Origin of the sequence: Pantoea sp. GM01 (genome assembly GCF_000282675.1) — a bacterium.
Lineage (GTDB): Bacteria > Pseudomonadota > Gammaproteobacteria > Enterobacterales > Enterobacteriaceae > Pantoea > Pantoea nemavictus.
The window spans coordinates 46,070-68,096 of record NZ_AKIU01000035.1 but is presented as its reverse complement, the minus strand read 5'-3'; the positions used below and the strand labels follow the sequence as shown (position 1 = coordinate 68,096).

The 22,027-nt window shown below is 54.1% G+C and carries 24 protein-coding genes and 1 tRNA gene; 6 read left to right on the top strand and 19 right to left on the bottom strand.

Features of this window, described 5'->3' with window-relative positions; all coding sequences use genetic code 11:
* The first annotated feature begins 38 nt into the window (after positions 1-38).
* Entirely contained in the window at positions 39-587 is a 549-nt protein-coding gene (gene smrB / locus PMI17_RS10555) for an endonuclease SmrB (RefSeq protein WP_036620857.1), read from the top strand.
* A gap of 48 nt (positions 588-635) precedes the next feature.
* Here the strand turns inward: smrB and sixA are convergent, their stop codons facing one another.
* From sixA to PMI17_RS10535, 4 genes are all read right to left on the bottom strand, one after another.
* Positions 636-1,118, bottom strand: a complete 483-nt coding sequence (gene sixA, locus PMI17_RS10550; protein ID WP_036620918.1) for a phosphohistidine phosphatase SixA — start codon at positions 1,116-1,118, stop codon at positions 636-638.
* Between the two features lie 195 nt (positions 1,119-1,313).
* Positions 1,314-3,443, bottom strand: a complete 2,130-nt coding sequence (fadJ, locus tag PMI17_RS10545) for a fatty acid oxidation complex subunit alpha FadJ (protein WP_007889213.1) — start codon at positions 3,441-3,443, stop codon at positions 1,314-1,316.
* Positions 3,443-4,753: an acetyl-CoA C-acyltransferase FadI gene (fadI, locus tag PMI17_RS10540; RefSeq protein ID WP_007889211.1), complete on the bottom strand. Its 1,311-nt coding sequence runs from the start codon at positions 4,751-4,753 to the stop codon at positions 3,443-3,445. Before fadI ends, fadJ begins: the two co-directional genes overlap by 1 nt.
* Before the next feature lie 167 nt (positions 4,754-4,920).
* The gene (locus PMI17_RS10535) at positions 4,921-5,217 is read right to left on the bottom strand and encodes a YfcZ/YiiS family protein (protein WP_007889205.1); all 297 of its coding nucleotides are present in this window, start codon (positions 5,215-5,217) and stop codon (positions 4,921-4,923) included.
* A gap of 359 nt (positions 5,218-5,576) precedes the next feature.
* Between PMI17_RS10535 and fadL the strand changes: the two genes are divergently transcribed.
* A complete protein-coding gene (fadL, locus tag PMI17_RS10530; protein ID WP_007889200.1) occupies positions 5,577-6,860 on the top strand; it encodes a long-chain fatty acid transporter FadL in 1,284 nt (427 codons plus the stop codon).
* Positions 6,861-6,922: 62 nt separating this feature from the next.
* Here fadL and mlaA read toward each other — a convergent pair whose 3' ends face one another.
* From mlaA to ccmA, 10 genes are read right to left on the bottom strand one after another with little or no spacing between them, the layout of a single operon-like run.
* Positions 6,923-7,690 (bottom strand): phospholipid-binding lipoprotein MlaA, encoded by a 768-nt coding sequence (mlaA, locus tag PMI17_RS10525; protein WP_007889197.1) that lies wholly within the window; start codon positions 7,688-7,690, stop codon positions 6,923-6,925.
* A 35-nt stretch (positions 7,691-7,725) separates the two neighbouring features.
* Positions 7,726-8,937 carry a c-type cytochrome biogenesis protein CcmI gene (gene ccmI, locus PMI17_RS10520; RefSeq protein ID WP_007889196.1) on the bottom strand — a complete coding sequence of 404 codons (1,212 nt, stop codon included), beginning with the start codon at positions 8,935-8,937 and terminating at the stop codon, positions 7,726-7,728.
* Positions 8,937-9,392, bottom strand: a complete 456-nt coding sequence (locus PMI17_RS10515; protein ID WP_007889195.1) for a cytochrome c-type biogenesis protein — start codon at positions 9,390-9,392, stop codon at positions 8,937-8,939. Before PMI17_RS10515 ends, ccmI begins: the two co-directional genes overlap by 1 nt.
* Complete coding sequence (locus PMI17_RS10510; protein WP_007889194.1) at positions 9,389-9,946, bottom strand: DsbE family thiol:disulfide interchange protein; 558 nt, start codon at positions 9,944-9,946, stop codon at positions 9,389-9,391. Before PMI17_RS10510 ends, PMI17_RS10515 begins: the two co-directional genes overlap by 4 nt.
* Complete coding sequence (locus tag PMI17_RS10505; RefSeq protein WP_007889193.1) at positions 9,943-11,901, bottom strand: heme lyase CcmF/NrfE family subunit; 1,959 nt, start codon at positions 11,899-11,901, stop codon at positions 9,943-9,945. Before PMI17_RS10505 ends, PMI17_RS10510 begins: the two co-directional genes overlap by 4 nt.
* Entirely contained in the window at positions 11,898-12,383 is a 486-nt protein-coding gene (ccmE, locus tag PMI17_RS10500; protein ID WP_007889192.1) for a cytochrome c maturation protein CcmE, read from the bottom strand. Before ccmE ends, PMI17_RS10505 begins: the two co-directional genes overlap by 4 nt.
* Positions 12,380-12,613 carry a heme exporter protein CcmD gene (gene ccmD / locus PMI17_RS10495; protein WP_007889184.1) on the bottom strand — a complete coding sequence of 78 codons (234 nt, stop codon included), beginning with the start codon at positions 12,611-12,613 and terminating at the stop codon, positions 12,380-12,382. Before ccmD ends, ccmE begins: the two co-directional genes overlap by 4 nt.
* Positions 12,610-13,350, bottom strand: a complete 741-nt coding sequence (locus PMI17_RS10490; protein WP_007889180.1) for a heme ABC transporter permease — start codon at positions 13,348-13,350, stop codon at positions 12,610-12,612. The genes ccmD and PMI17_RS10490 overlap by 4 nt, the downstream gene beginning before the upstream one ends.
* Before the next feature lie 58 nt (positions 13,351-13,408).
* Positions 13,409-14,068 carry a heme exporter protein CcmB gene (gene ccmB, locus PMI17_RS10485; protein WP_007889178.1) on the bottom strand — a complete coding sequence of 220 codons (660 nt, stop codon included), beginning with the start codon at positions 14,066-14,068 and terminating at the stop codon, positions 13,409-13,411.
* Positions 14,068-14,682 carry a cytochrome c biogenesis heme-transporting ATPase CcmA gene (ccmA, locus tag PMI17_RS10480; protein WP_036620914.1) on the bottom strand — a complete coding sequence of 205 codons (615 nt, stop codon included), beginning with the start codon at positions 14,680-14,682 and terminating at the stop codon, positions 14,068-14,070. Before ccmA ends, ccmB begins: the two co-directional genes overlap by 1 nt.
* A gap of 243 nt (positions 14,683-14,925) precedes the next feature.
* Here ccmA and PMI17_RS10475 point away from each other — a divergent pair, with 243 nt between their 5' ends.
* Both PMI17_RS10475 and PMI17_RS10470 read left to right on the top strand, forming a co-directional pair.
* Complete coding sequence (locus PMI17_RS10475; RefSeq protein WP_007889169.1) at positions 14,926-15,840, top strand: formate/nitrite transporter family protein; 915 nt, start codon at positions 14,926-14,928, stop codon at positions 15,838-15,840.
* A gap of 87 nt (positions 15,841-15,927) precedes the next feature.
* Positions 15,928-16,002 (top strand) — tRNA-Arg (locus PMI17_RS10470).
* A 20-nt stretch (positions 16,003-16,022) separates the two neighbouring features.
* Here PMI17_RS10470 and PMI17_RS10465 read toward each other — a convergent pair.
* Complete coding sequence (locus PMI17_RS10465; RefSeq protein ID WP_007889162.1) at positions 16,023-16,274, bottom strand: hypothetical protein; 252 nt, start codon at positions 16,272-16,274, stop codon at positions 16,023-16,025.
* 183 nt (positions 16,275-16,457) lie between these two features.
* Positions 16,458-17,330 carry a helix-turn-helix domain-containing protein gene (locus tag PMI17_RS10460; protein WP_007889160.1) on the bottom strand — a complete coding sequence of 291 codons (873 nt, stop codon included), beginning with the start codon at positions 17,328-17,330 and terminating at the stop codon, positions 16,458-16,460.
* A 180-nt stretch (positions 17,331-17,510) separates the two neighbouring features.
* Between PMI17_RS10460 and PMI17_RS10450 the strand changes: the two genes are divergently transcribed.
* On the top strand, positions 17,511-18,410 hold the full coding sequence (locus PMI17_RS10450) for a DMT family transporter (protein WP_007889158.1): 900 nt from the start codon (positions 17,511-17,513) through the stop codon (positions 18,408-18,410).
* Positions 18,411-18,449: 39 nt separating this feature from the next.
* On the opposite strand, the gene PMI17_RS10445 is transcribed toward PMI17_RS10450, so the two are convergent.
* On the bottom strand, positions 18,450-18,689 hold the full coding sequence (locus tag PMI17_RS10445) for a hypothetical protein (protein ID WP_007889156.1): 240 nt from the start codon (positions 18,687-18,689) through the stop codon (positions 18,450-18,452).
* 271 nt (positions 18,690-18,960) lie between these two features.
* Here PMI17_RS10445 and PMI17_RS10440 point away from each other — a divergent pair, with 271 nt between their 5' ends.
* Positions 18,961-20,178, top strand: coding sequence for an MFS transporter (locus PMI17_RS10440; protein WP_007889153.1), 1,218 nt, complete (start codon positions 18,961-18,963; stop codon positions 20,176-20,178).
* 510 nt (positions 20,179-20,688) lie between these two features.
* On the opposite strand, the gene PMI17_RS10435 is transcribed toward PMI17_RS10440, so the two are convergent.
* Both PMI17_RS10435 and PMI17_RS10430 read right to left on the bottom strand, forming a co-directional pair.
* Positions 20,689-20,970 (bottom strand): membrane lipoprotein lipid attachment site-containing protein, encoded by a 282-nt coding sequence (locus tag PMI17_RS10435; protein ID WP_007889143.1) that lies wholly within the window; start codon positions 20,968-20,970, stop codon positions 20,689-20,691.
* Positions 20,971-21,220: 250 nt separating this feature from the next.
* Positions 21,221-22,024 carry a hypothetical protein gene (locus PMI17_RS10430; RefSeq protein ID WP_007889139.1) on the bottom strand — a complete coding sequence of 268 codons (804 nt, stop codon included), beginning with the start codon at positions 22,022-22,024 and terminating at the stop codon, positions 21,221-21,223.
* Between the last annotated feature and the right edge of the window lie 3 nt (positions 22,025-22,027).

The following is a 22,027-nucleotide window of genomic DNA, read 5'->3' as shown; positions in this document are numbered from 1 at the left end:
GGCTGTTAACCAGCCTTTTCTGAACCCATAACCGAGCCATGAGTAAGAAAACGCCGCTAAGCCAGGACGACCAGGAGATGTTCCGCCAGTTGATGAGTGGAACCCGCAAACTGAAACAGGACACTATCGTACATAAACCGGTGGTGAAAACGCGCGAACGGCCGTTGAAACGTCTGATTTCAGAACAAGCAGATAATAGCCATTACTTCTCTGACGAGTTTCAGCCGCTGTTATCCAGCGAAGGACCGGTGCGTTATGTGCGTGCTGACGTCAGCCATTACGAGCAGAAGAAATTGCGTCGCGGCGATTACACGCCGGAAATTTTTCTCGATTTACATGGCTTAACGCAAATGCAGGCTAAACAGGAACTCGGCGCGTTGATCGCCGCCTGTCGCCGTGAGCATCTGTTCTGCGCCAGCGTGATGACCGGGCACGGCAAACACATTCTCAAGCAGCAAACGCCGCTATGGCTGGCGCAGCATCCGCACGTGATGGCATTTCATCAGGCACCGAAAATGTTCGGCGGCGACGCGGCGCTGCTGGTGCTAATAGAAGTGGAAGAGTGGCAACCGCCAGAACTGCCGTAAAGGCTGCGGTATATCAGGATAGGGCCGCATTGGCGGCCCACAGAGAGATTAAATTGCTTTGGCCAATTTTGACGGGCTGACCTGCCACTCCAGCTTACCTTCGCAGGCATCTGCATCAAAGTTTACGCAGGCTATCGCTGAGGTGGCGAACATTGGCGGCGCTTCCTGCGGGCAAAGTTCAGACACCAGATAACCCACCAGCGGCAGATGCGAAATCACCAATGCTGACTTAACACCTTTCTGCGCCAGCGCTTGCAGATAACAGGCCACCATGCCTGGATCGCCACCCGGCGTCAGTTCCGGTAACACATCCTGCCCTTCCGGCAACTTCAGCGTTTCACGTACCGTTGCGAGCGTTTGCTCGGCACGCAAATAGGGACTGACTAAAACCCGATCGATTTCTGGCGTTTTGCCGTTGAGCCAGCTCGCCATTTGACGCGATTCGTCACAGCCACAGAGGGTGAGAGGACGAACTGAATCACTCGCTGCTTCCAGAGCTGCGTCGCCATGACGCATGATAAAAACTTGCATAAAGCACCGCTGTTGTTTGTCGATATCGCCCGGTACCACAGCACCAGACGCTTCATTCTGCGAATGAACGGTGTGTTTTACCCCAATGGCTTCAGTATAGTCAACCGGTTGTTTATTAAATAAGCATATCTCAGAATGGTGCCGAACAAGCCGCTGCGCGTCCACCATACTAACCCGCTGAATCTGTGCGCCTATTCATGATTGTGCAGAAGTGTAAAAATTCGTTTGTTCTTCTGACAATGCAATCAGCGCCTCACAAGGCGTAAAACGTTCGCCGTATTGCTGCATTAATGACCTTAATGCTTTAACGATATCGCCAACACTGCGCTGATCCATATAGCGGAACGGCCCACCGAGAAATGGCGGGAAACCGATGCCAAACACGGCAGCGATATCCCCGTCACGCGCGTTGCGGATCACCGCTTCATCCAGGCAACGTGCCGCCTCATTTAGCAGCATCATGACGCAGCGTTCGGCAATTTGCGTTTCGCTCTGCCTCGCCTGCGGCTTGGTGTTCAACAAGCTGTAGATGGACGCATCCGCTTTGCGTTTACCCGGCCAGCGCGAGCGTTGATAGAGATAGAAACCTTTGTGGTTTTTGCGCCCTTTCCTGCCGTCAGCGAGAATCGCGTTCGCAGCGGCGGGTGCGCTAAAACGTGCGCCATAAGCCTGCTCGAGAATCGGGCTGATTTTACTGCCGACATCAATTCCCACTTCATCCAGCAGCTGCAGCGGCCCGACCGGGAAACCGAATTTGACCAGCGCACGGTCGATATGCTCGATCGGCTCACCTTCCTGCAAACAGTGCAGTGCTTCATTTATATACGGCGTAAGGATGCGGTTGACGTAAAAGCCAGGACGATCGGCTACAACCACCGCAGTTTTTCCCTGCTGCCGTGCCAGCTGCACCGTATTCGCCAGCGTTTGTGCCGAGGTGTTGGCATGAGGAATCACCTCAACCAGCGGCATTTTGTCTACCGGACTAAAGTAATGCAGGCCGATAACATTTTCGGGACGCTGCGCATTGGCAGCGATATCGCCAATCGGTAATGACGAGGTGTTGGAGGCAAAAATCGTATGCGGCTGGCAATGGCTTTCAATTTCGCTAACCATCTGCTGCTTAAGCGCTAAATCCTCAAACACCGCTTCAATCACCACATCGCGCTGACTAAACCCCTGGTAATCAATACCGCCGCTAATGCGCGCCATGTGCTGCTGACGTTCGGCTGCTTTCAGCTGGCGCCGTTTCACCTTTTTACTCAGCAGATCCCAGCTGTACTCAAGAGCATGATTCACGCCGCTGAGATTGATGTCTTTAATACGCACCGGTAATCCGGCTTTCAACGCCGTAACGCTGGCAATGCCGCCGCCCATCAACCCGCCGCCCAGTACGCCAATCTGTTTTAGCGTTTGCGGTTCGACACTCGCCATCGCCTCTTTCTTTAACGCGGTTGAGGCGAAAAACAGGCTGCGCAGCGCCGCCGATTCAGGCGTCATCGCCAACTGGCCAAAGGCGCGTGCTTCTGCTTCATGCCCGGCGGCGCTGCCCTGCTCCAGACCGATGCGCACCACCTGCAGAATGCGCTCGGCTGCCGGATAGTTACCCTGGGTTTTGCTGTGGGTTTGACGCTGTGCTAGCGAAAACAGCACCTGACGCGCAATCGGTCCCTGCAGCAGGCGATCGCGGCGCGATAGCTCCCGGCGTGTGCCTTTTCCTTTATGGACGCGTGCAATCGCTGTATCCAGCAGAATCGATTGCGGCACCGCATCGTCAACAATGCCGAGCTTGAGTGCCTGTTTAGCCCGCAGCTGTTTGCCCGTAAGGATTAACGGCAGCGCCTGCTGCACGCCAATCAGCCGTGGCAAACGCTGCGTGCCGCCGGAACCTGGCAGTAAACCGAGCTGTACTTCCGGCAAACCGAGACGCGTTTTGTCATCCAGTGAACAGATGCGCGCATCGCAGGCTAACGCCAGTTCCAGGCCGCCGCCAAGGCAGGCACCGTGAATCGCCGCCACCACCGGAAACGGCAACGCGGCAATCATCGCCATCACATCCTGGCCCTGCCTCGCCAGCGCTTCGGCTTCTTCCGCCGTTTTGCAGCTGGCAATCATGCTGATATCCGCACCGGCAACAAAGTTATCGCGCTTGCCGGAGATCAATACCAAACCCGCCAAATCCTTATGGCTGCGTGCTTCATCCAGCACCGCTTTAATCTGTGGCACAAACTCGGCCTTCAGCGTGTTCATCTTCTCGCCCGGCACATCGATGGTAATCACACCGACGTGGTCAAGACGCATCTGTAAATGAAAAGCAGATTCACTCATTATTCAGCCTCCAGAACCATTGCCGAGCCTAAGCCACCCGCCGCACAGGCGGTGACTAACCCTAAACCACCGCCGCGCCGCTGCAGTTCATGCAGCGTTTGCGTGATCATGCGCGCGCCGGTCGCGGCAAAGGGATGGCCATAAGCAATTGATCCGCCGAGCACATTAAAACGCTCTTCATTCACTTCGCCTAACGCATGGGGGCGATTTAGCACCTCGCGCGCAAAACGTTCATCGCGGAACATCTTCAGGTTCGCCAGCGTCTGCGCAGCAAAGGCTTCGTGCATATCAATCAGCGTCAGATCATTTAGCGTGATACCGGCACGATCCAGCGCCAGCGGTGAGGCATACGCCGGACCAAGCAGCATGTCCTGCCAGACATCAATGGCGGTGAAAGCGTAGCTGCGCAGATAGCCCAGCGGTTTGATGCCAAGCTCGCGCGCTCGGCCTTCACGCATCAGAATCACCGCCGCCGCGCCATCGGTCAGCGGCGTGCTGTTAGCAGCCGTAACCGACCCGTGGCGACGATCAAACGCCGGGCGCAGTTTGGCGTAATCTGCAGCGCTAGCGTTGAAACGAATATTGTTGTCCTGCTCGATAGGGGCTTTCCACGGTGGCACAAAAGCGGGCATCACCTCCTGCGCCAGCACACCGGATTGCCAGGCGCGCGCCGCATGCTGGTGCGAACGCAGCGCTAACGCGTCCTGCTGTTGGCGCGTGATGCCGTGGCTTTTCGCCATCTGCTCGGCGGTATCGCCCATACGCAGCCCGGTGGAGTACTCCGCCACCGCCGGTGGCACCGGCAACAAATCGCGCGGACGTAAACGACGAAGAATACTGAGTTTCTGGCTAAAGCTGCGCGCTTTATTAAGATCGACCAGGGCACGCGCCAGAGTTTTGCTGACGCCAATCGGTAACACTGAAGAAGAGTCCGCGCCACCGGCAATCGCGGCATCAATGGTGCCTGCCATCAGGCTCTCCGCCACGTTTGCCACCGCCTGGAAGCTGGTGGCGCAGGCACGACTGACGCTATAAGCATCGGTGTGTACGCTTAATCCGCTGCTCAGGACAATTTCACGCGCGATATTAGGCGCTTCCGGCATCTGCACCACCTGGCCAAACACCAATTGATCGATCACCTCCAACGGCAATTCACTGCGCGCCATCAGTTCACTCACCACCATGCGCCCCAACTCCAGCGCGGGAATACCGTGAAAATCTGTCGCCTGGCGGACAAAAGGCGTGCGCAATCCATGGGTTATGGCGATACGTTCACCCTGACGCGTCAGCAGCGGCTGCGCTTTGCTCATTGCAATCACCTGTAATTTTCGACCAAGGCATCATTGCCAAACAGGTCTGACCTGATCATCAGTGTTAACCAGGTGTTGCTAAGTAGCCAATAACCTGAGGAAAAAAGTGCGAGGGAATACACGAAAAAGAGTTAACGCTGCCGAAGGGGGTTCCGGCAGCGGTGGAATTAGCGTAAGCCGAGCTGGAAAATCAGGGTTTCGGCCTGGCAGGCAAAGGTGAAGTCGATGGTCAGGCGCACCGCGTCGCCCTCTTCAGCAAATTCAGCGTGAATGTCACAGGGATCGGATTCTACCTGACGCGCGCGTTCAGTCAGGTGCGCGAGCATCGCATCCGCCGCATGGCGATCGGCGAATACGCCAGACCAGCTTGCGGTGCAATCGGTGTTATCCATCACGGTACCGACATCTACGCAGCAGCAGGCGGCCGTTTCATTCGCACTACATTTATTAATGGCATCAGTCATGGTTCTCTCCTGACGATAAATTCAACACAATCGGATCATTTTCTGTCGCAAAGTGTACGCCTGCTGCGTTTTCACATCCACGATCAAGCCGCTAAGTGACGAATATCACACTAAAAATTGATCCATAACAAAATTGAAAGCTATGTTGAAGGCGAACCGCTAAGATTTTGTTAAGCAGATCTGATTTTATCGATCAAATTAGAAATATCTAAAAAACATTATTGCAACAAATACACAGGTCAGACCTATACTCGTCGCACTGGTCTGATATGTGGTTTTGCCATCAGTCCCTACAATTCGCCGCTCTTTGTTACGCGACGTAACAACGTTAAATAATAAATCTAGATGAGGTTGTGGTCATGAACCATAAAAACCTGTTTGCAAAGTCAGCTGTGGCAGCTGCAGTAACGCTCGTCTGTTCCCATGTTTACGCCGCAGGCTTTCAGCTTAATGAATTTTCAGCAATTGGTTTAGGTCGTGCTTATTCGGGTGAAGGTGCGATGGGTGATACCGCCGCCTCTGCCAGCCGTAACCCGGCAACCATGGCATTAATGGATCGCCCCTCTTTCTCCATCGGCGCGGTTTATATTGATCCCGAAGTAGACATCACCGGTCAGAGCCCATCTGGTCGCAGCCTTGATTCAAAAAATATTGCCCCAAACCAGTGGATTCCCAATATCCACTATGTTCAGCCAATTAACGATCAGTGGTGGATTGGCGCTTCGGCCACATCCAATTATGGTCTGGCAACCGAATTTAATGATGGCTATACCGCGGGCGGTTACGGCGGTAAAACCGACCTGATGACCGGCAATTTTAATATCAGCACCGCTTATCGACTGAATGAACACTTCAGCTTCGGTATTGGATTTGATGCGGTGTATGCAAAAGCCAAAATTGAGCGTTATGCCGGTGAATCAGGTGCCGCGCTGGGCATTCCCGCCAATACCCAAATTGCCCACTTAAAGGGTGATGAATGGGGCTACGGTTGGAACGCCGGTATTCTGTATGAAGTGGATAAAGACAACCGCTTCGGCTTCACCTATCGCTCAGAAGTTAAAATCGACTTTGATGGTGATTACAAAAGCAGCCTGCCAACCTACGTGAACTCTTTGCCGCAGGCGCAGCTGCTCGGCCTGCCTTACGGCACTGGCGGCTCAACCATCCCAGGCTCTCTGACGCTGAATCTGCCAGAGATGTGGGAAGTCTCCGGCTACCACAAAGTCGCACCGCAGTGGGCGGTTCACTACAGCCTGGCGTACACCAGCTGGAGCCAATTCCAGGAGCTGAAAGCCACCGGCAGCAACGGTCAGACGTTGTTCTATAAAGATGAAGGGTTCCACGATGCCTATCGTATCGCATTGGGTACCTCTTACTTCTATGACGACAACTGGACCTTCCGTACCGGTATCGCCTTCGATGACAGCCCGGTTCCTGCCGATAAGCGTTCTATCTCCATCCCGGATCAGGATCGTCTATGGCTGAGCGCCGGTGCATCTTACGCATTTAATGAAGATGCCTCGGTAGACGTGGGTGTTTCTTACATGCACGGACAGAAAGTCACCGTCAAAGAGGGCCCCTATACCTTTAACTCTGAAGGTAAGGCCTGGCTGTACGGCGCGAACTTTAACTACAAGTTCTGATGTCTAAATAGATATTAAAAAAAACGGCGACTATCATGTCGCCGTTTTTTATTAAGAATCGATTATTGAGAATCGATGTCCTTAAGATCATCCTGAATCGCGCTGGCGTTCGGATTATCTTCCGGCTTCAGCTTACCGCCGTTGGCGATAAAGTCATGCCGCTGGAAGTAGGCATTACGAATAAAGGCGTAAGGATCTTGTTGCTGGCGCAGGATGGCATCGGAATCCAACAATTGCGCGCGCGTTTCAATACCTTCCAGCGTCCATTTACCCACCGAAATCGGCCAGCTCAGCCAGCTCAGCACCGGATAAAGCGTATCGACGAAGTCACCACCATCTTCACGAATGGTAAAACTGCCGTACGCAGGCAATTCAACATACGGGCCGTAACCCACGCCATAACGACCGAGCGTGCTACCAAAGCGATGTGGCACTTCACGTGCCAGTTCCGGATTGGCTTTACCTGCCACGTCAATGAAGCCACCCAGCCCTAAAACAGTGTTAAGGAAGAAGCGGGTGAAGTGGATGCCCGCCTGGCGCGGTTCCCCAACCAAAATGGCGTTGACCATGCTGGCAGGTTCTTCCAGGTTACCGAGCACATTGCTCAGGCCGCTACGTGCCGGCACCGGCACATAATCACGCCAGGCGACCGCCACCGGGCGCAGCACATACGGGTCCAGCACGTTGTAGTTGAAGTTAAACATCGTGCGGTTGAAGCCTTCTAACGGATCGCTGCGCTGAGCAGGCTCCGTGTTGTCGGCCGGTTTAGAACTGGCGCAACCTACCAACAACAAACTGGCCAACGCCAAACCGGTCAGGCGGTTATTCATTCTTCTCTCCCTGTGCGGATCAGTAAGGTATCGCTTCAGGGCTGCTGTTGATTAATTTCCACAGCCAATTGCTGATGACCATCCCAGGGTGTGACCGCGCTTAAACCAAACCAGTCGCCAGACTGGGGATTGGCACTGCCGTCGCGCGAAATGCGCACCCTGACCTGCACCTGATGCTGCGCCGAAAGCAGGCGATCGGGCATCATGGCATTGCTGTCATCTAGCGTAAGCGATAACGGGAAGTGGCTCAGCGGTAAACGCTTCACAGCCACAGGCACCGGTGAAACACCGTCAGACACAGAAATATACATCACTCCGCCTTGCGGTAACATTTTTTCTGCCTGCGGCGTCAAACTCACCGTCAATGCCAGCTGGCTATTTTGCTGCCCCGCATCGGTTTTCGCTTGTTCAATGCTGCGTTCGATCATGGTGATGCGCCGATCGCCCGGCGGTAACAGTTTCAACATCACCTGCCAGGCGCCAATCGCTTCATTGTACTGCTGCTGCTCAAAGGCGTTAAATGCCAGCAGACTCAACGTGCGCACATCGCTGTGATCGCGTTTCAGCAGCTCTTTCAGCATCACGTTGGCCTGGCGGTTGTCCTGCGGATCGCTGGAGCGCGTCAGCACTTCGGCATAATCCTGCTGCAACTCCAGATTGTCTGGCGCCAGCTGGAGCGCGTGTTCAAAAGCCTGGCTGGCATCGGTAGCATTATTCAGCACCATGCCAAGACGACCGAGCATCGCCCAGTCATTGAGATTATTTGCGTCGTTCTGCAGCGAGTTGCGCAGCCCGAGCTGCAAGCGCGCCAGCTCTTCCATGGTTAACGGCTGGGCTTTAGGATCCATGACGCGCGCACGCAAGGCAGGATACTCCTGCTGTACGCTGACAAATGCCGTCTGCTGCGTTAAGCCACCGGTTTTCAAATACATCCCCACCGACACCACCAACAGCACGATGACGCCCGGCAGCAATACCCAACGGCTGCTGTGATGAATAGTGGCTGCATCCTGCTGAGGAACGTCGGTTAACAACGTTTGTTGCAGTTCACGCACCATTTCTGGGCGCTCAGCCACCACGCCCTCTTCTTCATCATGCTCCAGCTCGCGCAGACGCTGTTGATAGAAATCGGTATTGAGGCGATCGCGATCGCCGGTTACGGCTTCGCGCTGACGCCAGCCTGCACGTAGAAACAGCGCGATGGCCGCCAGCAGCAAAATAATCAGGGTAATCCAGAATCCAGTCATTACGGCTTCCCGTCACGCTTGAGTAACGCCGCAAGGCGCTGTTGTTCATTGTCGTCTAATTCGTTCCGCGCTTTGCCGCGCCGATTGCGCAGGATAATAATCAGCGCGCCCAGTACCACGAACAGCGCCGGACCAACCCACAAAATCAACGTGGACGGTGTGACCGGCGGCTCATAGGTGACGAAGTTGCCGTAACGCGCCACCATGTAGTCGATGATCTGCTGACGGTTTTCGCCCTGCTTCATCAATTCGTAGACTTTGAGACGCATATCTGCGGCGATCATGGCATTGGAGTCGGCAATGCTGTTGTTCTGGCATTTCGGACAACGTAAGGATGCGGTGAGCTCGCGGTATTGCTCTTCCTGCTGTACCGAGTCGAACTGATAGGTATCAATCGCTGCCCACAGGCTGGTACTGAGCAGAATGCCCGCCAATAAAAGAAGCAGTCGTTTCACGCGCCCGCCTCCTTGTTGTATTTGTCCCACAGCGGTTTCACTTCTTCCAGCCAGACGCGATCGTTCATGTCGCCGGCGTGGCGATAGCGGATAATGCCTTTGCCATCGATGAGGAAGGTTTCCGGCGCACCGTAAACCCCAAGATCCAGGCCCAACATGCCGTTGCCATCATACAGGCTGAGCGCGTAAGGATTGCCCAGCGTGTTTAGCCAGGTCACCGCTTTGCTGCGGTCGTCCTTGTAGTTCAGCCCCACCACGCGAATGCCTTTTTCCGCCAGCGTATTGAGGTATTGATGCTCCGCGCGGCAGGTGGGACACCACGTCGCCCAGACATTCAGCAGAATCGGTTTGCCGTCATTCAGCACCTGTTGATCGTAGATTTTGCCCGGTTGACCGAGCGCTTCAAGTTTAAACACCGGCACAGGTTTGCCGATCAGCGCTGATTCGAGACGCGTTGGATCATCGCCGTTAGCATTGCGCGACAGCTGCCACAGCAGCGCCGTCGCCAGCAGCAGAAACAGAACTAACGGGATAAACAGGATTTTTTTGTTCATGCCAGCTCCTCGCGTTGCGCTTTTTTACGCGAGCGATAGCGCGGATCGAACAAACAGAATAAGCCGCCGACCGCCATAAACACGCCGCCGTACCAGATCCAGCGCACAAAAGGTTTGTAGTAAATGCGTACTGCCCACGAGCCGTCATCCAGCTCTTCGCCGAGTGCCGCATAGAGATCGCGCGTGAAACCTCCGCTGATAGCCGCTTCGGTCATCATGGTACGCGCGGCTGCATAGAAGCGTTTCTCCGCCTGCATCACCGCTTCCGGCTTACCGTTGCGCGTCACTTCAATAATCGCCTCACCGCCGCTGTAGTTCGGGCCCTGCAGGTTACGAACGCCATGGAAAATGAAGTGATAACTGTGAATATCGACGCTATCACCTGCCTTCATGCGCACATCACGCTCAACGCTGTATTGGGTGCTAAACGCGATACCCACCACCGTCACCGCCACGCCAAGATGGCCCAGCACCATGCCCCAATGGCTGCGCGTCAGATGGCGCAGGCCTTTGAAGAAGGAGTGACGATGGGTGGCGCGCTCGTGCAGCTCCATCAATGTCAGCATGATCACCCAGATAGACATCAGCAGCCCGATCACCGTCATTGCTTCGATACGATCCTGCAGCAGCCACGGCAGCGCGATTGAAAGAATCAGCGTGACCAACAAGCCAACGCCAAGACGTTTCCACAATTTTTGCGGCTGATCGCGACGCCAACGCACCAGCGGACCAATGCCGAGCATCAGGGCAAACGGCGCCATCAGCCAGGTGAACATGGTATTAAAGAACGGCTCGCCCACCGAGATACTGCCCAGACCGAGCTGCTTGTGCACCAGCGGTAACAGCGTACCCAGCAACACCACCAGCATCGCCGCAATCAGCAGCACGTTGTTGCCCAGCAGGAAGGATTCGCGTGACCAGATTTCACTCTGCACGCGGCTGCGCACCTGACCACCTTTCAGCGCGTACAGCAGCAGCGAACTGCCAATCACGATCACCAGGAACGCGAGAATAAACATGCCGCGCGCCGGGTCGGACGCGAACGAGTGCACCGAAACCAGCACGCCAGAACGCACGAGGAAAGTGCCGAGCAGACTTAACGAGAACGCGGTAATCGCCAGCAGCACCGTCCACGACTTAAAGCTGCCGCGTTTTTCCGTCACCGCCAGCGAGTGCATCAGCGCCGTGCCGGCCAGCCACGGCATAAAGGAGGCGTTTTCGACCGGATCCCAGAACCACCAGCCGCCCCAGCCGAGTTCGTAATAGGCCCATGCGGAACCGAGCACGATGCCAATGGTCAGAAACACCCATGCAGCGGTGGTCCACGGACGTGACCAGCGCGCCCATGCGGTATCCAGTCGACCCGCCATCAGAGAAGCGATAGCAAAAGCGAACGCCACCGAGAAACCAACGTATCCCATATACAGCAGCGGTGGATGGAAGATCAGCCCGATGTCCTGCAACATCGGGTTGAGATCGCGCCCATCAATCGGGAAGTTTGGCAAAGTACGGGTAAACGGATTCGAGGTGAGGATGATAAACAGCAGGAAACCGAGGTTAATCATGCCCATCACCGCCAGCACGCGCGCCAGCGCATCCTGCGGCATACCGCGACTGAAAATCGCCACCGCCAGCGTCCAGGTACTTAGCAGCAGCACCCACAGCAGCAGTGAACCTTCGTGCGCGCCCCAGGTTGCAGCGATGCGATAGTAAACCGGCAACAAGGTGTTGGAGTTGGTGGCGACATAGCCGACGGTGAAATCATTTACGATAAAAGCGTGAACCAACACCAGGAAGGCGGCAGCGACGCAGGCGAACATGCCCCACGTCAGCGGACGCGCCATCGCCATCAATCGCGCATCCTGACGCGCGGCGCCCCACAGCGGATAAACACTCAGCAGTAGCGCCAGCCCTAGCGCCAGACACAGCAAGAAGCTGCCAATTTCCGGCATCATGATTGCGCTCCCGCCTGCTGATAGGCTGCTGCTGGTCCGGTGTGATTCTTCTTCATCGCGTCTTCAATTTCCGGCGGCGTGTATTTCTCATCGTGCTTGGCCAGCACCTCTTTGGCGTTCACCTGGTTGCCCTCTGCCAGCACACCTTGCGCGACGACGCCCTGCCCTTCACGGAAAAGATCCGGCAGGATGCCTTCGTAGCTGACGCTGACCACGCCATTGGCATCATACAGTTTGAAAGAGACCGCCAGCGTGTTGGGATCGCGCTTGACGCTACCCGGCATCACCATGCCGCCGATGCGCAGGCGCTGGCCCGGCTCAGGCTTCTGATGATCTTCGCCCTTGCCATAGAGAATTTCACTCGGGGTATAAAACAGGTCGATGTTGGAACGCAGCGCATACATGACCAGCGATGTCGCCAGGCCAAGGCCAATCAACACCGCTAGCGCGACATACAAGCGGTTACGACGACGGATATTCACACGGATTCTCCCGCTGCTTCACTGGCAGCTTTTTTCGATTTCGCCGCGCGAATGCGGCGCTCCCTGGCCTGGCGCTGGCGAATATCGGCCAGCAGTCGGCGACGGAACAGCACGGTGTGCAGTACCAGACCGCATAAAGGAATCAAGGTGAGAATGACGGCGAGCCAGACGTAAAAGGCATAGCCGCCCATGGCAAAGAAATCACTCCATGATGCGAAAGCTGGCGTCATGATTGGCGTCCTCCCTGTGCGACGTCAATCGCCCACGGACGATGGCGCTCGGTAAACAGAATCAGGTTACGCAGGCGCATCAAGGTGAGCGCGCCGAACACCAGCAAATAGCCGAGAATCGACCAGCGCAGCGGGGTGCGCATGCTCGGGTCAATCGCCTGCTGCAGAATGCCCGAAGAGCCCTGATGCAAGGTGTTCCACCACTGCACCGAAAAGTGAATGATTGGCAGATTAACCACGCCAACCAGGATCAAGATCCCCGCAGCACGACCGGCAGTGCGACGATCTTCAAACGAGTGGTAGAGCGCGATGACGCCCATATACAGGAACAGCAGCACCAGCTCCGATGTCAGACGCGCATCCCAGATCCACCAGGTGCCCCACATCGGTTTACCCCAGGCGGAACCCGTGACGAGCGCGATAAAGGTAAACACGGCACCGATGGGCGCCATGGCCGCCGACACCAGATCGGCCATCTTCATCTGCCACACCAGGCCGATAAACGCGGCGATTGCCATCGACGCATAGACGCCCATCGACCACATCGCCGCGGGCACGTGAATGTACATAATTCGGAAGCTGTTGCCTTGCTGATAATCCGCTGGCGCAAAGCCGAAGCCCCACACCCAACCGAGCAGCAGCGAAGCAACGCCCAGCACCGCGAACCAGGGAATCAAGCGCCCGCATAGCTGGTAAAGCCGTTCAGGCTTCGCCCACTGATGTAACCATTTCCACATTTTTGCATCGCTCACAATAAACAGAATTCAGGTTTCGGCCGCTCTGGGGCGACACGAATTAATGCAGACTAATACGCAAGGCCGCCGCCGTCGCAAAGGGCGCTAGCGTGGCGCTTAGCGCCAGCATCGCGCCCAGAATCGCCAGATAACCACCAATCGGCAATCCCATGCCGGCGGCATCAATCGCAGCGCTGGCAAAAATTAAAACCGGTATCGATAAGGGCAACACCAGCAAACTGAGTAGTACACCGCCACGGCGCAGCCCAACGGTCAATCCGGTGCCGATTGCACCAAGGAAACTCAGCGTTGGCGTACCGAGTAATAGCGTCAGCGCCATGGCGCGCCAGCCGGCAAAATCGAGCGACAGCAGTAATGCAGCCAGCGGTGATAATAAAATCAACGGCAGACCGGTAATCAGCCAGTGAGCAATCACTTTGCCCAGCACGGTGACCGGTAGCGGCGTCGGCAACAGAAGTAGTTGCTCAAGCGAACCATCAAGAAAATCATCACGAAACAGCCGTTCCAGCGCCAGCAAGGAGGCCAATAGCGCGGCAACCCACGCGATGCCCGGCGCAATGCGCGCCAGCTGTTGCGGTTCCGGCCCGATACCTAACGGAAACAGTGTGATAACAATCAGGAAAAACCACAGCGGATTGATCACTTCTGCGCCACTGCGAAAAGCGATTTTTAATTCACGCTGAATAACCCGGCCAAGCATCAAGCCCACTCCGCAGTAAGTCGAATTTTACGCACCCGAGCGTGGCTTGCGGGCAGATCTTGATGCGTAGTCAGAATCACCGCTCCACCGTTATCGGCATGTGCGGCGAATCGCGCCATTAATTTTTCTACGCCGCCTTTATCAATGGCGGTCAACGGCTCGTCGAGGATCCACACAGACACCGGGCTGAGCCACAGTCGCGCCAGTGCCACGCGCCGCTGCTGTCCGGCGGAAAGTTGCGCCACCGGCACCTCTTCAAAACCCAGTAAATCCACCTGCTCAAGGGCGTCGAAAATCGCGTTTTCATCGCTGCTACCATGCCAGAAGCGCAGATTCTCAAGCGGAGAGAGTACTGATTTCACTCCCGGGTGATGACCGAGATAGAGCAGATTTTGTTGCCATATTTCACGCTGTTGCCGAATTGGCCGTGCCTGCCACAAAACTTCGCCCTCTTCTGCGCGGCTTAATCCGGCCAGCAGGCGCAGTAACGAGGTTTTTCCAGCCCCGTTCGGCCCTTCGATTTGCACAATGTCACCCGATTGCACACGGAAGCTCAATCCATGAAAAAGCGTTCGCTCATCACGAACACATGAAAGATTAATGACTTCGAGCATAGAAGGGAGAATCACAGCAATGAATGAGGCGGCGATAATACCACATTGAATCTGTGGGCCGAAGTCTGTGAGCTGGCTCCCACTTACCCCAAATGGGGTATTCGTGCGCATCAGATCAATAAATCGCTCAAAAAACCACCTTCGTTAAAACTTCGTTACTCTTAATTTGAATCTTCGTAACAAATCGCCCTTGATAAAACCGGCTACGCTTATTACGCATTGGCATTATCACCAGGGGAAAACATGAAACATTCACCATCGATTTCAAACAGTGACAACGATGTAGAGAGCGACGAAAAAGATCAGGGCAAGGAGATTGAAGTCGATGAAGATGCCCTGCCCTCGCAGGCGGCGGCGATTCATGAGGAGATTCGCCACGACGGTGAAAAGGAGTTAGAGCGCGATGGCATGGCGCTGCTTTGGTCTGCGGTGGCGGCGGGACTATCAATGAGCGCCTCGCTGATGGCGAAAGGCATTTTTCAGGTCCATTTAAAAGGCGTGCCCGGCGCGTTTTTATTGGAGAACCTGGGTTATACCTTTGGTTTTGTCATTGTGATTATGGCGCGCCAGCAGCTGTTTACCGAGAATACCGTCACCGCCGTTTTGCCAGTGATGCACAAACCTACTGGCAGCAATTTTGCATTGCTGTTGCGTTTATGGTGTGTGGTGCTGCTCGGCAATCTGATTGGTACTGCGCTCGGCGCATTGGCCTTCAATCATATGCCGATATTTGACGATGCTACCCGTCAGGCTTTTACCGCTATCAGCGAAAAAGTGATGGTTAATCCACCGAGCGAAATGTTTGCTAATGCAGTGATCTCCGGCTGGATTATCGCCACCATGGTGTGGATGTTCCCGTATGCCGGCGCGGCGAAAATTGTGGTGATCGTGATGATGACCTGGCTGGTGGCGTTAGGCGATTTGGCGCATATCGTGGTCGGTTCAGTGGAAGTGCTGTATCTGGTGTTTGCCGGAACGCTGCCGTGGTATGAATTCTTCTGGCCATTTGCCCTGCCAACGCTGCTCGGCAATATCACCGGCGGTACGCTGATTTTTGCGCTGATCAGCCATGCACAGATTCGTAATGACATGAGTGAAGCGGCGAAAGCCAAAGCACGAGCGGAGCAGAAGCGTAAAGAGAAGCAAAAACAGGCGTGAGTTTGGTCTTAAATTGCTGATAGATTAAGCAAACAAGCTCAGCATAGTTAAAATCAGGCGCGCGGTGCGCTATACTGCGCGCCCGGCGTCTCCTTAGTTAAATGGATATAACGAGCCCCTCCTAAGGGCTAGTTGCAGGTTCGATTCCTGCAGGGGACACCAGATTTTAATCATTATCCCGCTTAAAATAGCCATCTTGCCAAAGCAAGCGTCATACCAGCGGTACTCATCATGCCCGCCACAATCCATTTGGTCTGTTTGCTCAGCTCCTGATGAATTTTTCCGATCTCCTGATGAATCTTGCCAACCTCCTGATGAAGATCGCTTTTGGTGGCGTAATTGGATTTAATGACTGCAATATCCACTTTCATCGACGACATATCAGTTTTGATGTTGTCGATGTCAGCTTCCAGCTTTGAAACGCGATTTTCCATAATTACGCTTTCCTCTAATATTCCAACTTAATCAATGCAATGCATGATCTTCCTGCCAGGCATCCTACTTCAAAACCTTTGAATATTTCACGTTGCAGAGTGGCGAAAATGGTTTTATGAGAGATAAGTTCAGAAAAGAATTGGCTTGCTTGCAGCGGATTACAGCGCTTTAGGGGCAGCTCGTTATTTTTTCAGGTCTCGCCGCCATGTGGAAGGCGTGACGCCATGCAATTGACGGAAGCGGTTGCTGAAGTGGCTGGAGGAGTGAAAACCGCAGCGCAATGCGATTTCGGTTAGCGGTAAAGAGCTGAATTTCAGTAGCTGCAATGCGGCGTCCATGCGGCGGCGCATCACATATTGATGCGGAGCTTCCCCGACACTGCTTCGGAACATCCGTGCAAAATGATATTCGCTCAACGCCGCTTCGCCAGCTAAATGTGCCAGCGTTAACGGTTGATCTAATTGCGCATCAATATAGGCCATGACTCGTCGCAGAACCGCCGGTGCCAGTCCGCCGCGTACTTGTGGCGCCTGCCATTGCACGTCGCTATAACGCTGCAAAAGATGCGTCATCAATAAGGTTGATGCGCTACTGAGCATCAGTTGGTTGGCTGGCTGTTGCCAATCGGTGCTGAGCAGGAAATGGCGATAAAGCTGCGTAATGCGATCATCCGCGGCAAAGATCTTTTCATGCAGATTGAGCTGCGACGGGCTGCGATCCCAGATCTGTTCGCCAAGATGGCGCAGATGTTCGTCGGTGCAATAGAGATGCACAAACGACAAATCAGCGCGAATATCCCACACCGATTCCACGCCGCTGGGCATCAGGCAAAAGCGATCCGGCCCGCCGCCGTTGCGCCAGCCATGCTGGGTTTTATGCCAGGTTTCGTAGCCGTCAGCGGTATACAGGCTAAGCGTGTGATGATTGCTAAGATTGGTGACGCGATCGCCGCTGTTAAACCAAGCCGCCAGCTTAATGCCGCCCGACAGCTGCACGCTGTCGCGCAATTGCGCTTTGTGGCGTTGTAGCATGTTGAAGGTCTGGTAATCGGCCATGGTAGCTATCACTCGCAGTTCATTAGCGCACAGTGTACGGATCTCGGCGGACAGAAAACAGGTCACAGCAGGACGCGAGGAGAAAAAGCGCAAGATTTTGCAATTGCCGCGCAAAAGCGTGCAAGTTGCGCTGTGCTTTTCACGCCACACTGCGAGCCGGATTCTGTTGGAGATCGCGTTATGAATGTGATGTTGTACCTTGCCGTGGTCATGATTTGGGGCACCACCTGGATCGCCATTTTCCTGCAGCAGGAAGCCGCTGAGACGCCGGTGCTGGTGGCGGTATTTTGGCGCTTTTTACTGGCTTCGCTGGTGATGCTGGCACTCCTTAAAGTGCTGCGTCGCCTGAGAACGCTGGACAAACGCGATCATCTATTCTGTTTGCTTCAAGGCTGCTGCGTATTTGGCTTCAACTTCGTCTGCTTCTATCATGCCGCCGCCTGGATCAGCAGTGGATTGGAGTCGGTCATTTTTTCCATGGCCGTGCTCTACAACGCGCTGAATAGCTGGATTTTCTTCCGCCAACGACCGTCATTTCGCCTGCTGCCCGCTGCGGTACTGGGCCTTGGCGGCATCGTCGCGCTGTTCTGGAATGATATTCAGGCGGCACATCCGGCGCCGCAATTATTATGGGGCGTTGGCCTGAGCGCGCTCGGCACTTTAGGTTTCTCGTTCGGCAATATGATCTCTTTACGCCATCAGCGACGTCAACGTGATGTGCTGACCACCAACAGCTATGCCATGTTTTATGGCGCCATCATCATGGCCGCGCTGGCTTTGCTAAACGGCGATTCACTTGCGCCCGCGCTAAACGTCCAGTGGTTGGGTGCCATGAGTTATTTGGCGATTTTTGGATCGGTGCTGGGATTTGGTGCTTACTTCACGCTGGTGGGTCGGATTGGCGCTAGCCAGGCCGCTTACAGCACCTTGCTGTTCCCGCTGGTGGCGCTAACGCTCTCAACGCTTTATGAGGGTTATCACTGGCACAGCAATGCGATTGTGGGATTGGTAATGATACTGGCGGGGAATATGGTGATGTTTGTACGCTGGCCGACTCTGGGACGCTTGCGCACCGCCTGACATAACGAGAGCGGGCATTGCGCCCGCTCTTTTGTTCCTCTAGCGCCAGCCCTGAACGCCGATATTGAGCTGGTGAGGTTTAGTTATGGCTTTTCTGGCAATCCAGTAAAGCAGGACGCGTTCATCATCTTTGTCGCGGTCGGCCATTGCCAGTAATTTCAGCGACAATGTGGATTTATTCACTGGTTGATGCTCATCACTTAACTCGATCACCGCCTGACCGATAATGCAGCAAACCTCATCCTCGCTTGACGCGGATTCATATGCTCGGTCTTTCATATTTCCTCCTCTTGAATGAACTCTAAGCCTGGCAAACATCCCGAGCTTTGCAGGCATAAAGGCGCCATAGATACACCTGGTTACACAAGGTTACCCGCAGTAACCGCTACGCTTATGCTGAAATCCCGCGTTGTCATCGTTATGTCATTCATACCCGCTTCGCTGCATTTCATTCCGTCATCCGGTGCTTTCACGCCCGCACTTCACTCGCCCGTGCGCGAGGCGCTTATTATCTCCACAGATTCCGCTTTCTCGCATGAGAGATAAAAAAATGAATACAGCTTTGACCGCGAATTATCAACGTACCCGCACGCTGACGCTTATCGGCACCATTATTACGCAGTTTGCTTTGGGCTCGGTTTATACCTGGAGCCTGTTTAATGGCCCGCTGGCCAATAAGCTGGATGCGCCAATCAGCGAGGTGGCATTCTCGTTCGGTTTACTCAGCCTGGGCCTGGCGATCGCTTCATCGCTGGCCGGAAAACTGCAGGAGCGCTTTGGCGTGCGCAACGTGACCATCGGCGCGGGCATTTTAATGGCAGTGGGATTCTGGCTAACCGCTCATGCCGATAATCTGATGATGCTTTACCTCAGCGCCGGTATTTTAGTCGGCCTTGCGGATGGAGCCGGTTATCTAATGACGCTCTCCAACTGTGTGAAGTGGTTCCCGGAGCGCAAAGGATTAATTTCCGCCTGTTCCATTGGCGCTTACGGTTTGGGCAGTCTTGGTTTTAAATTTATCTGTGGTGCACTGCTAAGCGCGCAAGGTCTGGAGAATACCTTCATGATTTGGGGCGTGCTGGCGATGAGCATGATCATTCTCGGCGCTTTGTTGATGCGTGATGCCCCGATGCAAAAGAGCAGTGGTAATAGCCAGTTGGAGACGAAGGATTACACGTTAGCGCAATCGGTACGTTTGCCGCAGTATTGGATGCTGGCGCTGATGTTTCTGACCGCTTGCATGAGCGGCTTGTATGTCATTGGTGTGGCAAAAGATATCGGCGAAGGCATGGTTCATCTTAGTGCGCAAACGGCAGCGAATGCAGTTACGGTAATTGCGATTGCCAATCTCAGTGGCCGCCTCATTCTCGGTGTACTGTCGGATAAAATGGCGCGTATTCGTGTCATCACCCTGGCGCAGATTGTCTCGCTGGCCGGCATGAGCATTCTGCTCTTTACCCATATGAGTGAATCCACCTTCTTCCTGTCCCTGGCCTGCGTTGCCTTCAGCTTTGGCGGTACGATTACCGTGTTCCCATCGCTGGTGAGTGATTTCTTTGGTCTGAACAATCTCACTAAGAATTATGGCCTGATTTACCTTGGCTTCGGGATTGGTAGCGTACTGGGTTCATTGGTTGCCTCAGCCTTTGGTGGCTTTACCGTCACCTTCAGCCTGATTATGACCTTGCTGGTGATCTCGCTGGTGCTGTCGCTCAGCATCCGTCTGCCAAATCGTCAAAACGTAGCAGAACCTTTACTGCATAATTGACCTCTCTGGATGCCGCATTTATTTGCGGCATCCTCTCTACAAAATTCCTCCATAAAAGGTATTTACTTGAGAACCACTATTATCAAGCCTTGTCTTTCAGAGTATTCGCGTTATTATAATCAGGCATTCAGCTTATTCTGATTGGCTTATTTTACTCGCCGATTTTTTTAGCATTTAATTGAAATACTCCGTAATACATCCAGTAATAAATCTACATTTTCTGCATCTTCACTCCACTATTCCCCTGTAATCTGGCTGCATTGGAACAGAGGAGGACTCTCCATGAAGAAGCTTATTAAGGTCGCATCGGTTGTCGCCATTATGACGATGTTGAGTGGCTGTATTATCGATCATCATCGTGGAGGCGGCCCAGGTTGGGGCCATCATGGTGGAGGAGGTTGGCACCATGGGCATGGCGGTTATGGACACCGCAGATAGTTGGGCAAAGAACACACACAGCACATAATAAGAAAATATAAAAAGGGCGGGAATTTATCCCGCCCTATTTTTTTAGCTTTTAACCGCGTAATTACATTGATACCAGGCTTTCTTTAATCCAGGCAAATTACTGTTTTGCGACGGCAATGATTCCACCTTATCGAACCCACGCTGACTACAATAATTCGCCAGGTCGATATCCAACGCATCTTTATTGAGCGTTTGTGGATCGTAACGGTACTGCACGGTATTTGAACTGGTGTCTTCATCCACGCGTTCAAATCCACCGGGTTTACTGACGCTACAACCGGCCAGCATAAAAAGCGCGAATGCGCTAATAAGCATTTTATTCATTAGGGTGTCCTCTTCAGCGTCGCAGTTTAAATGGCAACGCAGCGCTCTTCTATAAGAATAAAGCGCGAAATGTCTGCTTTAAGCAAGTTTTTGCCGATTAAATCGATAAAACCAAACGGCTTCTCTTATCAAACCATCAATGACATGATGCTTTCAGACAAAACGAAGTCTGCACCACACCAGGTGAATTACATAAAAACATACTGATAGTGACCTTCATGCCCGCGCTGAGCGGGCTTTTTTTTGCCCGCTAACCGGTGAGGCTGACCATCTTACGTAAAAGATTGGCCGCTTGTTTGTCAGGCAATGCGAGAATACCGTTGTAGAGATCAATCGACATGGCGCACATCGCGCCGCGATCGACGGCGGTATCCGCGGGCATATTCAGCTGTTGCAGCCGATCGCCCCACTTTCCATACAGTTTTTCCACTACGCTTTGCAAATCACGCTGCGCTGCCGCGTGATCCAGTGGCTGCTCATTTCCGGTACTCTGCTGAAGCAAGGCTTCAAGCACTTGGGCATCACGCTGATTTAACTCAGGTGACAACACCTGTTGCAGATTGATGCCGCCATTCACCTGCGGATAGAGAAAGCGGAAGCAGCGCTGCGGCTCCTGCTGCTGCAGCGCCTGCATTTCCTGCACCGATACGCGAACATAGTTGAGGATCGCCTCATCGGTGGCGCGCGTTAAGCGTTGATTGATCAAATCCATCAACCAGCCACGCATGTCGCCCAGCGCCTGATCGGCCGGCACCCCTTCCAGCCGCTTATGCAGCAGTTCGCGATTTAACAGCTGCCATAGCGCAGGCTCCTGAATCTTCAGCAAGCGATACCCTGGCGCAAGGCTAAGCTGGGTTGAGACTTCCGCCGCCAGCGCCTGCCGCTCCTGACGCGGATGCAGCCAGCTGAACCACAGCAGATTTGCCACCATCAGCGGCAGCAGAAACAGCAGCACGCCTTGCCAAAGTCGCAGAGAAGTGGTGCGCAGCAGCAGAATAATAAGCAGCGCCAGCAGCGCAAACGCCGCTAGCGTAATGGGAACAAGCGAGAGCATCGA

Excerpts from the sequence above, each read along its gene's own strand:
- smrB (WP_036620857.1), top strand. The coding sequence starts at position 39 with ATGAGTAAGAAAACGCCGCTAAGCCAGGACGACCAGGAGATGTTCCGC.
- PMI17_RS10430 (WP_007889139.1), bottom strand. The coding sequence starts at position 22,024 with ATGCTCTCGCTTGTTCCCATTACGCTAGCGGCGTTTGCGCTGCTGGCG.
- PMI17_RS10535 (WP_007889205.1), bottom strand. The coding sequence starts at position 5,217 with ATGACTGATGCCATTAATAAATGTAGTGCGAATGAAACGGCCGCCTGC.
- PMI17_RS10440 (WP_007889153.1), top strand. The coding sequence starts at position 18,961 with ATGAATACAGCTTTGACCGCGAATTATCAACGTACCCGCACGCTGACG.
- PMI17_RS10460 (WP_007889160.1), bottom strand. The coding sequence starts at position 17,330 with ATGGCCGATTACCAGACCTTCAACATGCTACAACGCCACAAAGCGCAA.
- PMI17_RS10475 (WP_007889169.1), top strand. The coding sequence starts at position 14,926 with ATGAAACATTCACCATCGATTTCAAACAGTGACAACGATGTAGAGAGC.
- PMI17_RS10510 (WP_007889194.1), bottom strand. The coding sequence starts at position 9,946 with ATGAACAAAAAAATCCTGTTTATCCCGTTAGTTCTGTTTCTGCTGCTG.
- ccmA (WP_036620914.1), bottom strand. The coding sequence starts at position 14,682 with ATGCTCGAAGTCATTAATCTTTCATGTGTTCGTGATGAGCGAACGCTT.
- PMI17_RS10445 (WP_007889156.1), bottom strand. The coding sequence starts at position 18,689 with ATGAAAGACCGAGCATATGAATCCGCGTCAAGCGAGGATGAGGTTTGC.
- PMI17_RS10490 (WP_007889180.1), bottom strand. The coding sequence starts at position 13,350 with ATGTGGAAATGGTTACATCAGTGGGCGAAGCCTGAACGGCTTTACCAG.
- fadL (WP_007889200.1), top strand. The coding sequence starts at position 5,577 with ATGAACCATAAAAACCTGTTTGCAAAGTCAGCTGTGGCAGCTGCAGTA.
- PMI17_RS10505 (WP_007889193.1), bottom strand. The coding sequence starts at position 11,901 with ATGATGCCGGAAATTGGCAGCTTCTTGCTGTGTCTGGCGCTAGGGCTG.
- sixA (WP_036620918.1), bottom strand. The coding sequence starts at position 1,118 with ATGCAAGTTTTTATCATGCGTCATGGCGACGCAGCTCTGGAAGCAGCG.
- fadI (WP_007889211.1), bottom strand. The coding sequence starts at position 4,753 with ATGAGCAAAGCGCAGCCGCTGCTGACGCGTCAGGGTGAACGTATCGCC.
- PMI17_RS10450 (WP_007889158.1), top strand. The coding sequence starts at position 17,511 with ATGAATGTGATGTTGTACCTTGCCGTGGTCATGATTTGGGGCACCACC.
- PMI17_RS10435 (WP_007889143.1), bottom strand. The coding sequence starts at position 20,970 with ATGAATAAAATGCTTATTAGCGCATTCGCGCTTTTTATGCTGGCCGGT.
- ccmI (WP_007889196.1), bottom strand. The coding sequence starts at position 8,937 with ATGACTGGATTCTGGATTACCCTGATTATTTTGCTGCTGGCGGCCATC.
- fadJ (WP_007889213.1), bottom strand. The coding sequence starts at position 3,443 with ATGAGTGAATCTGCTTTTCATTTACAGATGCGTCTTGACCACGTCGGT.
- mlaA (WP_007889197.1), bottom strand. The coding sequence starts at position 7,690 with ATGAATAACCGCCTGACCGGTTTGGCGTTGGCCAGTTTGTTGTTGGTA.
- ccmB (WP_007889178.1), bottom strand. The coding sequence starts at position 14,068 with ATGCTTGGCCGGGTTATTCAGCGTGAATTAAAAATCGCTTTTCGCAGT.
- ccmD (WP_007889184.1), bottom strand. The coding sequence starts at position 12,613 with ATGACGCCAGCTTTCGCATCATGGAGTGATTTCTTTGCCATGGGCGGC.
- PMI17_RS10465 (WP_007889162.1), bottom strand. The coding sequence starts at position 16,274 with ATGGAAAATCGCGTTTCAAAGCTGGAAGCTGACATCGACAACATCAAA.